The organism is Eubacterium sp. BIOML-A2 (assembly GCF_009680135.1).
Taxonomy (GTDB): domain Bacteria; phylum Bacillota; class Clostridia; order Lachnospirales; family Lachnospiraceae; genus Faecalicatena; species Faecalicatena contortus_B.
In genome coordinates, this window is record NZ_WKZK01000017.1 from 65,223 (window position 1) to 71,222 (window position 6,000).

Genomic DNA, 6,000 nt, shown 5'->3' on the forward strand with positions numbered 1-6,000 from the left:
ATCATACATTTGCGCGTCGCTGCCATCCGCCGCCGGCTGCCGCGGGATAAAACATAACTGTTAACCGAATAGGACAAAAATGCCGCACATATACTACAAATAAAGGGCGTATGTGTGGCATTTCTATATGGGAAGAGAAATAGAAAATGAAAAAATAAAGGAAAAGCTGGCCTCTGCAGCCAGCATGCCAAAAGACGTAGTCCTCGGGGCGGCTGTTGTGACCATCATAGGGGCAGGAGAAGTCTGCATTGAGAATTACCGGGGCATTATAGAGTACACGGATGTCCTGATCCGTGTACAGACCAAGGGATATCAGATCAGGCTGCAGGGAAAGAATCTGCAGATCGAATATTATACGAATGATGAGATGAAAATAACAGGCAGGATTTTATCACTAGAATATTGTAAGTGAGGTAAGGAAACAGTGATTCAGTCAATCATTCGCTATATTCACGGGTATGTAAAAATCCGGGTGGAAGGCTATTCCCCGGAACGTTTCCTGAACCTGTGCCGCCATCACCAGATCTATATTTGGGGGCTGAATCCCTGCGGGAATGCATACGAGATGTATATGAGCCTGAAGGGATTCCGCAGACTCAGGCCGATTGTCAGGAAGACTCATACAAAAGTTTTACTTGTCCAGAGAAACGGTCTTCCTTTCTTTCTGCACAGATACAGAAAGCGAAAGCTTTTTTTTATCAGCTTTATTCTTTGTCTTGGCCTCTTATATTTCTATTCGAGTTTTATATGGGATATCCATTTTGAGGGCAATGAAAAATGGACAAACGAGACGTTGCTGGAATTTCTTGAGACGAAAGATGTGTCCCCGCATATGGCAAAAAAGAAAGTAGACTGCGCGCAGATTGTAAAAGATATCCGAAAAGAGTATGACGATATTGTCTGGGTATCCGCCTCCATAGATGGAAGCCGGCTGCGCATTCAGATTAAGGAGAATGAGGACACTTTCCGGGAAGAATCAGAAAGTGCCGATGGTGCGGGAGCAGAAGGCCAGGGGGATGCATCTCCGGATGCGGGAAAGGAAACGGAGACGCCCAGCGATCTGATAGCTACAAAGGATGGCGTCATTACCAGCATTATTACTAGATCCGGTATTCCACAGGTTCATGTGGGCGACACCGTGGCGAAAGGGGATGTACTTGTAACCGGCAGGATAGAGGTGCTTAATGACGCGGGGGAAGTGACCGGTTACCAGTATCAGAAGTCCGACGCCGATATATTTGCAGATACGCAGTTGAATTACGAGGACTCGATCAGCACAACGTATAAAAAGAAATATTATGAAAAGTCACAGCGGCGGCTGTATTATATCAAGGCAGGTTCCTGGTACATCTCCGCGGGAACCGTGAAAAATGATTACAAAGAGTGGGAGATGTATACCAATGAGCATCAACTCAAACTGGGCGAGAACTTTTATCTTCCGCTATCCTATGGCAGCAAAATCGTAAGATCCTATACGTCCAAAGAGAAACCATACACAAAAGAAGAGCTTCAAAAACAGTTGAGCAGCAACTTTAAGCAGTTTTCCAAGGAATTGGAGGAAAATGACGTCCAGATCCGGGAAAACAGAGTCAAAATACATATAAGCAAAAATACGGCTACGGCAAAAGGAATTTTGTATCTCAATGAAAGAATCACACAGGAGGCGGATACGGAAATTATGGAGATTGAAAATGAGGGGCAGGAGGAGGCCGGCGGGCCGCAAGAATAATCATTGTACGTAACAGCTCAGTCCTGCCTGAACTGTTCGCATTGTTCCCTGTTATTTATTCTTGTGTTAAAAATACTGCTTCTCCTTCTATTTCTGTATCCATAGTCCAGTTATTAGAGATAATCAGCACGGCGATTCCCTTTGAAGAGAGAAGCCGCAGCATGTCCAGCGTAATCTGGTTTAAGGAAGTATCTATAATGGAAAAAGGGTTCATGCAGACCAGTAATTCGGGAACATATAAAAGCCAGCGGCAGTAGATGACTTTCTGTACAATTTCCATTGGCACCTGATCGATATTCATCTGGAGATATCCTGGAGGAATTATATCCTTAAGCGTGTATTCAACCCCCTTTTGATTGCCTGGATTGGTCCAGAAATTATGGATTTTGCTGTCAAGCGGTACACAGAGGTTATAGAGCACGGTCATGTTGTGGAAAAGTACGGTCCGGCGCGGATTAGATTCAATGATTCCGCAGCTTTTCAGATACTGATTCAGAGAGACTGACTGTAAAGGCTGTCCCCTGAAAAGTATACTGCCGTTGCCGGCTGATGCTCTCCGTCTCAAGATCGATAAAAGATAATCTGTTTCGCGGTTACTGGAACAGATGATTTTCAAGATCTGCCCCTTTTTCAGCGTAAACGACAGCGGGGCAGGCAATATATCCTGCACATTATCGAAGGCCAGAACGGATTCTTTGATATCCTTGTCCTGATGATGGCTTTTCTGATGACGAAGAACAGAATATGAGCCAAGTGACCTCTGAATCTCTTCCTGGCAGATCTGAGAGCGCGGCAGGATTCGGAGGGTCTGTCCGTTCTTTATCAGATGAAGCGTACACGTGAGCCGAAAGAGACGGATATCAAAAGTCTCTCCGATAAGGAACGTGATACCGTGCTTTTCTAATACCTTGAGAATAGATAAAAGCTGTTCGAATTCACCGGCATCTAAAAGAGAGGCGGCATTCGATAAAAAAACTAGTTTCTTTCCCTGCAGAAATGCTTTGACCAGCTCAACTGCAATTCGTTCAAAATTGGTCAGCGACTTCACTTTTTGATTAACATCTAAAGACAGGTGAAAGAATTCGAACAGGTTTTCTGCCATTTTCTTATACTTTTTAGCCGTAATCCATAAAAATGAAAGCTGTTCATAAAATAAATTTTCATATACGGAAAGGCTGTTCATCAGACGGCTGGACTCATAGATAATCGCCGTTTCCTTTTTATATGAACGGATATAATCCTGATATGTAACAGCAGTCTCTTCGAAATAAATGATTCCTTCTACTTCAGAAATTTTACCATCAATAAAATCTAAGAAAGCTGTTCTCTCATAAAAACTATTAAAAAGAATTCCAGTATGCTCCCCTTCAAAAACCTGCAGATAGAGGTTCGAAAGGACTGCACTTTGATTTTGGCGAATCGACAGATTGAAGATACGAAATAATTCCTTTTTCATAGAGTCAGGTTCCTTTTCTGTATTTTGGGCAGGATGATACGGACATCGGTTCCGATTCCCTGAGTACTGTAGACATGGAGGCCGTATTCATTGCCGAACAGAAGTTTTATCCTGCGTGCTACATTCTGAAGCGCAATGCTTTGGCGTTCCTGTTTCCCTGTGGGGGCTGGCGGTTTGGCAGGATTCTCGAGAGATGCATTGATCCGATGCAGAATATCGTGCGTCATGCCAATGCCTGTGTCTGAAATATTGATAAACAGGAACCGTTCTGTGGTTTCAATCGAAATCGTAATTTTCCCATTCCCGCTCTTTTTTTCAAGTCCGTGGAAGATTGAATTTTCAATGATTGGCTGGAGCGTCAGTTTAGGAATGAGCAGGGTAAGAACCTCGTTTTTGTCATCCGGCCAGATAACGTTCATATTAATTTTATCCCCAAACCGGTATTTCTGTATGATAAAGTAATTTTCTGTATGGTCCAATTCATTCTCCATCGTAGTCAGATTGCCGGTATCGGTAATTGTATAACGGAAAAAGGTAGCCAGTGCCTCAATGACCGATGAAACGGTCTTCAATCCCTCGTAAAGTGTATCCCCCCGCAGGGCTTCCAGTGTATTATACAAAAAATGCGGATTAATCTGGTTCTGCAGCGCAAGATATTCCGCCTGTTTTTGAGACTTTGCAAAATCTATTTTTTGATGTTTAAAATCATACATCATATGCAGCAGATCTTCGGACAGAAAGGGAGAAGCAGATGCCAGAAAGGCATCAAAATCCTGCATGGAATTATAATCCCTGCAAGCTTCTTTTAGGATTTTCTGCGGCCTGCGGAGAAAATACCAAATATAAACGAACAATGCTATATGGACTGCTGCCAGTAAAAAGAACAGTGCTGTATAAGAGATCTTCCCGGGGATCACTGTCAGACAGACGGCAATGTCGGATAACACAACCAGAATGACAGAGAATGTACAAAGTATATGATAATAAGTTTTTTTCATGTTCTCACCCGTATGTCAGGAAAAAAGTTTTCGGTAAGCTGCAGGAGTCATTCCGGTAGTCTTGCGGAAGCACCTTATAAAATATTTCAAGTCATGGAAGCCGGTACGTTCGGCTATCTCAATGATTTCCAGATCTGTCTCTGTGAGCAGGTCTTTGGCGTTCTGAATGCGGACATCTGTCAGGTATTCAATAAAGCTGATCCCGGTCTCCTTCTTAAAGATATTCGAAAAATAAGAGGCGTTAAGACCGACTACCTGCCCAATCTGTTCCAGTGTCAGGCTTTGCTCATAATTCTCGTTGATATATTGTTTCGCTGTAAGTACAGCTTTGGACTGCGCTTTCTTCTTATGGGATTTCCAGTCCTGAAGCAAAGCACATTGTTCTTCGGCGAGATAAGAAAAAACATCATAAACAGAAGTAAAGGAAAGAAAACAAGTATTCCATTTATCAGTCAGCTCGTCCGAAGATACATTGATTTTATGCTGATTCAGGCAGAATAAAAAGAGTGTAACAATTTCATTGTATACCCGTCGGATGAACGCGCCCGTAACAGAGTCCAGATGGACAAGCTGATGCGCAAGACCAGAAAGAAATTCCCGCAGCTTTTCGTACTGGAATGTCTCTGCATAACTAAGATACTGGCTTCTGAAAGAGGGGGTGATAAAGTCCGATACTTGATTTTTACATATCGGTATCCGGGAATAGGAATAAATGGCATCGCTCCCTGAGAGGACTTTTTCACACAGTGCAGATTCTATCTCTCCAAAGCAATCGGTGATTTCTGCAAAAGTGTTCTTAATACCGCTTTGAAGCAGTATCACATGAAGTTCAGGAAAGATTTCTTTTAATGACAGCAGGGCGCCCCGGATGCTTTTGGAAGTCTGGTAAATGTGTGAAAGCTGTTCTTCATTGTCATTGACAAGGCAATATATGTATTTGCCGGAAACGGTCATGGAACAGTCATGATATTGCCCTGTTTCAGAATCAATGATCCCGGCTGCTTTATTCACCAGAAAATCACTGACAATTGTCCGTCCATTCTCATCAGGGGTGTCAAGATAAATGCAAAGCAGAGTAAAAGCAGATTCCTTAAAATCGGTGTAATAAGTCCGGTTGATATCTTCAATCGAATGGAAGGCCTGTATGATCTGCGGGTTTAAAATCAGATCGTTGATGAAATTGGATTTGATGCGTTCCTGAGTCGAATTTAACTCTTTTCGGATTGCTTCATCCTGCTGCTTATGCGATTCCATTGACTGTTGCTTTTCTACGATTGAGACTAGTGTTGCCTTTAGGTCTTTTTCTTTGATTGGCTTTAAAATATAATCAGAAACACCGTATTGAATGGCACGCTGTGCGTAGTCAAACTGCCCATAACCGCTGATAATAATAAAATGAATTCCGGGATTGAATTCTTTTGCAGCCCGTATCAGGGTAAGTCCATCACATCCTGGCATTCGGATATCGGTAATGATAATGTCCGGAGAAGTTTCTTTTACCATATCCAGGGCCAGCAGTCCGTCATGGCATATACCTGCGATATGCAGACCGAGTGACTCCCAGTCAATCAGGCACTGGATCAGTCTGCAGACCTTCTCTTCATCATCTATAATCAAAACTTTTAACATATAATCCTCCCCCTTAAATATGATGGTAGTGTCAAGTTTCACTACCTTTTTTTATTGTTAAACCTTGATTTTATGGGAGTTTGCAATAAAAAGAGCATTGACCTCCCTTTTTCTGGTATAATGTCAATCGCCAAACCAACCTTAAACCAAGGAGACAATGCTCATGGACATTATACTGTATTTACTTC

At 42.6% G+C, this 6,000-nt stretch carries 5 protein-coding genes; 2 read left to right on the forward strand and 3 right to left on the reverse strand.

Annotated elements, in window-relative coordinates:
- Positions 1-127: 127 nt before the first annotated feature.
- Positions 128-412 (forward strand): YabP/YqfC family sporulation protein, encoded by a 285-nt coding sequence (locus GKG43_RS08455; protein ID WP_044927356.1) that lies wholly within the window; start codon positions 128-130, stop codon positions 410-412.
- Positions 413-424: 12 nt separating this feature from the next.
- Positions 425-1,729: a sporulation protein YqfD gene (locus GKG43_RS08460; RefSeq protein ID WP_187376331.1), complete on the forward strand. Its 1,305-nt coding sequence runs from the start codon at positions 425-427 to the stop codon at positions 1,727-1,729.
- 55 nt (positions 1,730-1,784) lie between these two features.
- On the opposite strand, the gene GKG43_RS08465 is transcribed toward GKG43_RS08460, so the two are convergent.
- From GKG43_RS08465 to GKG43_RS08475, 3 genes are read right to left on the reverse strand one after another with little or no spacing between them, the layout of a single operon-like run.
- Positions 1,785-3,185 (reverse strand): ATP-binding cassette domain-containing protein, encoded by a 1,401-nt coding sequence (locus GKG43_RS08465; RefSeq protein WP_129878966.1) that lies wholly within the window; start codon positions 3,183-3,185, stop codon positions 1,785-1,787.
- Positions 3,182-4,183 (reverse strand): histidine kinase, encoded by a 1,002-nt coding sequence (locus tag GKG43_RS08470; protein WP_050642261.1) that lies wholly within the window; start codon positions 4,181-4,183, stop codon positions 3,182-3,184. Before GKG43_RS08470 ends, GKG43_RS08465 begins: the two co-directional genes overlap by 4 nt.
- Before the next feature lie 15 nt (positions 4,184-4,198).
- Complete coding sequence (locus GKG43_RS08475; protein WP_055154453.1) at positions 4,199-5,812, reverse strand: response regulator; 1,614 nt, start codon at positions 5,810-5,812, stop codon at positions 4,199-4,201.
- Between the last annotated feature and the right edge of the window lie 188 nt (positions 5,813-6,000).

Bases quoted from the DNA above. Each gene is read 5' to 3' on its own strand.
- GKG43_RS08470 (WP_050642261.1), bottom strand. From the start codon at position 4,183: ATGAAAAAAACTTATTATCATATACTTTGTACATTCTCTGTCATTCTG.
- GKG43_RS08465 (WP_129878966.1), bottom strand. From the start codon at position 3,185: ATGAAAAAGGAATTATTTCGTATCTTCAATCTGTCGATTCGCCAAAAT.
- GKG43_RS08475 (WP_055154453.1), bottom strand. From the start codon at position 5,812: ATGTTAAAAGTTTTGATTATAGATGATGAAGAGAAGGTCTGCAGACTG.
- GKG43_RS08455 (WP_044927356.1), top strand. From the start codon at position 128: ATGGGAAGAGAAATAGAAAATGAAAAAATAAAGGAAAAGCTGGCCTCT.